Annotated in this window: 3 protein-coding genes and 1 pseudogene; 1 reads left to right on the top strand and 3 read right to left on the bottom strand. The window is 65.8% G+C overall.

Translation table 11 applies throughout. From position 1 onward, the window contains the following. Together EN964_RS31700 and EN964_RS37925 are read right to left on the bottom strand one after the other, a co-directional pair. The coding region (locus EN964_RS31700; protein WP_164776154.1) for a dienelactone hydrolase family protein at nt 1-705 on the bottom strand (705 nt) is incomplete at its 3' end. 250 nt (nt 706-955) lie between these two features. Beyond that, nucleotides 956-1,096: a hypothetical protein gene (locus EN964_RS37925; protein WP_164776157.1), complete on the bottom strand. Its 141-nt coding sequence runs from the start codon at nt 1,094-1,096 to the stop codon at nt 956-958. Nucleotides 1,097-1,138: 42 nt separating this feature from the next. Between EN964_RS37925 and EN964_RS31710 the strand changes: the two genes are divergently transcribed. Beyond that, complete coding sequence (locus EN964_RS31710) at nt 1,139-1,573, top strand: hypothetical protein (protein ID WP_127271113.1); 435 nt, start codon at nt 1,139-1,141, stop codon at nt 1,571-1,573. A 137-nt stretch (nt 1,574-1,710) separates the two neighbouring features. On the opposite strand, the pseudogene EN964_RS31715 reads toward EN964_RS31710, so the two are convergent. Next, nucleotides 1,711-2,520 (bottom strand): annotated as a pseudogene (locus EN964_RS31715) (PQQ-binding-like beta-propeller repeat protein); the annotation flags it as partial.

Genomic DNA, 2,520 nt, shown 5'->3' on the forward strand with positions numbered 1-2,520 from the left:
GATGCGCTCGTCCAGTCCGCCATAGTGCAACAGCAAGGCCGCCTTGATCTTGGATACATCGGCGGCCTTCGGTTGCATGCCGTAATAGGCAACGCCGGCACTGAGATCGGGCGCGTTGATGGCCAGCATGTTGACCGTGCCGCCACCCCAGCAGAAGCCGATGGCGCCGACCTTGCCGTTGCCGTCCTTGTCGCTCTTGAGGAAAGCGACGGTCGCGACACCGTTGGCGATGGTCTGCGCCGGATCGAGCTTGGCGAACATGTCGCGCGCCTTGTCTTCATCGGTTGGCGTTCCGCCGAGCGGCGACAGAAAATCCGGCGCCAGCGCCACGAACCCCTCCAGCGCCACGCGTCGCGTCACATCGCGGATATGCGGGTTGAGCCCCCTGTTCTCATGCACGACGATCACCGTGCCGAGCTTGCCCGCCTTGTCCACCGGCTTGACCAGGTAGCCCTTCATTTCGCCGCTGCTGCCGGGATAGCTGATGTCCTCGCCCTTCACCCGCGGATCGTTGTCGGCGACAACAGCCGCTTGCGCCGAATTTGCCGCCAGAAGCGGCGCGATCGCGGCCGCCGCCGCACCCGATCCGGCAAGCCGGGTCAACTGCTCCATGAACCGGCGGCGATCGAGCGTCAGATGCGTGTATTCGTCATAGGCGTCGATCATCGCCTGGGTGATGGCGGGCTTGGCGTCGGGTTTCGTCATGGATAGGTCCTCTGCTTCGGGCTTTAATTCCCAGCTACATAGGGACCAAGCCGGCATGATCCAGTCGAGCACTCATCGCGGCCGCCGATTGCCTCAGGGCGCAGGGCGCCGGCCGCGCCCGAGCAGTAAAGCCGGCGCCATGCGCGGCCGTGTCATCACTTTTTGGTCATTGGCGATAAATCCTGCTGGCGCTGCCACAATCGTGAGGGAAGGTGGCTATCGCCCAGTATCTTGGCCGTGTGCCCACACGTCAGACCCAGAAGGAAGCGATGACCATGACCATGCCTTCCCCGATCCTCGCCAGCGCGCTCGTCCTTTCGGCGAGTGCCGCTTTGGCCCTGTGCTCGATGGTTCTGAACGCAGGCAGACGATCGTTGATCAGGGTCCGCACTGAGCGGAACCGCAACACGAAAACCCAGGGCTGAGTGACGCCATGAACGTCCAGGACATCGTCAACACCGTTTCGCAGAAGGCGGACCTCGACCAGGCGACGACGGAGAAAGTCGTCGGCACCATCTTCTCGGTGCTCGAACACGAGGCGGAAGGCACCAGCGCCTCGGCGTTCTTCGCCAGGATCCCCGGCGCCGACGACCTCGCCCATCAATATGACGTCATGGCTGCCGCTCCGGCCGGCGGCGGCGGTTTTTTGTCGTCGTTGCAGGGCGCGCTTGGCGGCGTTCTCGGCGAGAAGGCCGGCGCGCTGATCAACGGCGTCGCCGCGCTCAAGGCATCCGGGCTCGACATGGCGCAGATCCAGAAGGCCGGCGCGACGCTGATCCAGCAGGCCGAAGCCGCCGCCGGCCCCGACCTGACCAACAAGGTGCTCGGCTCGGTGCCCAGCCTGAAGGGCCATCTGGGGATTGGCTGATCGACAATCGGGCCGATCGGAAGATTTGCCGCCCCTCATCGCCCAGTCGGGCACTTTTCCCCGTCACTATGCGGGGAAAAGATACCGGCACAGATGATGGGCGGCGCGACCTCTGAGAGATCGCGCGCCCTGCGCCCCTACTTCGGCAGCGCGTAGGCGATCACATAGTCCCCGGGCTTGGTGCCGACCGAACCGTGGCCGCCGGCGACGATGACCACGAACTGGCGGCCGTCGGCCACCGTATAGGTCATCGGCGTCGATTGCCCGCCGGCCGGCAGCCGCGCCTGCCACAGCTGCTTGCCCGATGTCAGGTCGTAGGCGCGCAGATAGTCGTCGACCGCCGCCCCCAGGAAGGCGACGCCGCCAGCGGTGATCATCGGCCCGCCAATGCCCGGCACCCCGACCTTCAGCGGCAGCGGCAGCGGCGTCATATCGTAGACGGTGCCGTTGCGATGCATGTAGGCGATCTTGCCGGTCCTGAGATCGGCGCCGGCGACATAGCCCCAGGGCGGCGCCTGGCAAGGAATGCCGAGCGGCGACAGGAACGGTCCCATCACCACCGCATAGGGCGCGCCCTCGTTGCGGTTCAGCCCCTGCTCGCTGCCGCGCCCTTCGTCCGGTGGCGGCACCTGATCGCGCGGAATGAGCTCCGACTTGAACGCCAGATAGGTCGGCATGCCGAACAGCACCTGCCGGACCGGGTCGACGGCGACGCCACCCCAGTTGAAGGTGCCGAAGTTGCCGGGGTAGATCAGCGAGCCCTGGACGGAAGGCGGCGTATAGCGACCCTCATAGCGCAGGCCCTGGAATTCGATCCGGCAGGCCAACTGGTCGAACATGGTTAGGCCCCACATGTCGGCACCGGTGAGCGGCTTCGGCATGAAGGTAAGGTCGGAGACCGGCTGCGTTGGCGATGTGTGGTCACCTTCGATCGCGCCGCCGGGCGC

Source organism: Mesorhizobium sp. M7A.F.Ca.CA.001.10.2.1, assembly GCF_003998575.1.
Taxonomy (GTDB): domain Bacteria; phylum Pseudomonadota; class Alphaproteobacteria; order Rhizobiales; family Rhizobiaceae; genus Mesorhizobium.

What these genes read in the sequence shown, in the direction of transcription:
- EN964_RS31710 (WP_127271113.1), top strand. Translation starts at nt 1,139, where the DNA reads ATGAACGTCCAGGACATCGTCAACACCGTTTCGCAGAAGGCGGACCTC.